We start from the raw sequence: 1,556 nt of genomic DNA, 5'->3' as shown, positions 1-1,556 counted from the left end.
CGCCAGCCGGGTGACGCGGGCGGCCACGCCCTCGGCCAGAGCCTCCGCGACATCCCTGCGGGCCCCGCGATCGGTCAGGACCGGCAACCCGGCGGGCAACTCGAGCTGCGCGGCGAGTGACCAGGGGCCCAGAGCCCGCACCACGAGACGCCGGTCCGTCGCGGCCCGGTCGACCTCGGGATCCCGGACCGACTCGTCCGCCTCCTCCAGGGCATCGAGATCACGGTCGAGGAGGTCGGCGGCAGTACGGGCGTGGCGGCCCGGCGAGCCCGCGAGACGCCAGCCCCGGGTGGAGACGTCGACCGGGAGGTCCGCGAGCATGGCGAGGGTCCTGCCCACCTGATCCGCTCCGAGGCCCCGGTCCGACAGTTCGGGCAGGAACGGCATCCCGTGGCATTCACCCAGCACGATCCGCGCGGCCTCCCGAGGGTCGACACCCCGCATCGGTCCGGGGCCGGTGTGACCCGGTTCGACGGCGGTCACGGGGTGCCCGCGACCGGGACGGACGCGGTGATCGTGCCACTTCCCAGGACGCGGTCGCCTCCGGGCTCGGGCCGGTAGAGCACGGCCGCCTGGCCGGGTGCGACGCCGCGCACGGGCTCGTCGAGGGAGATCTCCAACCGGGCGTCCGGCCCGTCCCCCACCCGTCTCACGTGCCCTGGTGTCGCCTCACCGTGGGCGCGGATCTGCACCAGACACTCGGTCTCGCGGAGGGCGTCGTCCACCAGCCAGTAGGGCGAGGTCGCGGTCATCCCCCGCGACAGCAGGTGATCCGATCCCCCGACGGTCACGGTGCCGGTGCCGGCGTCGATGGACGTGACGTACCTGGGGCGACCGTCGGCCGCCGGACCCGGCAGGCCCAGTCCCTTGCGCTGGCCGACCGTGAACCCGTACACGCCCTCGTGCCGACCGAGTTCGTCACCGGTGTCGGCGTCGACCACCGCCCCGGGACGCAGACCGATCCGCGCGCCGAGGAACGCACGGGTGTCCCCGGAGGGGATGAAGCAGATGTCGTGGCTGTCCGGTTTGGTCGCGACGGGCAGGCCGGACGCCTCGGCCTCGGCACGGACCTCGGACTTGTGGGAGTCCCCCAGCGGGAACATCGAGTGCGCGAGCTGCTGCGGGGTGAGCACGCCGAGGACATAGGACTGGTCCTTGTCGGGATCGACCGCCCGGCGGAGGACTGGACGTCGGTGCCCGGCGCCGGTCTCCTCGAAGGACAGCCGGGCGTAGTGACCGGTGGCCACCGCGTCGAACCCGAGTGCCATCCCCCGGTCGAGGAGGGCCTCGAACTTGATCCGCTCGTTGCAGCGCAGACACGGATTGGGGGTCTCACCGCGGGAGTAGGACTCGACGAAGTCGTCGATCACCTCCGCCCTGAACCGTTCGGCGAAGTCCCAGACGTAGAACGGGATGCCCAACAGATCGGCCACCCGGCGGGCGTCACCGGCGTCCTCGCGCGAACAGCAGCCACGGGAGCCCGTCCGCAGGGTCGCCGGGTCCGCGCTGAGGGCCAGGTGCACCCCCACCACCTCGTGCCCGGCGGCCACGGCGCG

The 1,556-nt window shown here is 73.2% G+C and carries 2 protein-coding genes; both read right to left on the bottom strand.

Features of this window, described 5'->3' with window-relative positions; all coding sequences use genetic code 11:
• On the bottom strand, positions 1-483 hold a 483-nt coding region (locus tag G6017_RS14380), incomplete at its 3' end, for a uroporphyrinogen decarboxylase/cobalamine-independent methonine synthase family protein (RefSeq protein WP_524536306.1).
• Positions 480-1,556, bottom strand: a 1,077-nt coding sequence (gene mnmA / locus G6017_RS14375; protein WP_182610223.1) for a tRNA 2-thiouridine(34) synthase MnmA, incomplete at its 5' end; no start/stop codon positions are given. The genes mnmA and G6017_RS14380, both read right to left, overlap by 4 nt.

The organism is Dietzia sp. B44 (assembly GCF_014145245.1).
Lineage (GTDB): Bacteria > Actinomycetota > Actinomycetes > Mycobacteriales > Mycobacteriaceae > Dietzia > Dietzia natronolimnaea.
This window is presented reverse-complemented; position numbering and strand designations above follow the sequence as displayed.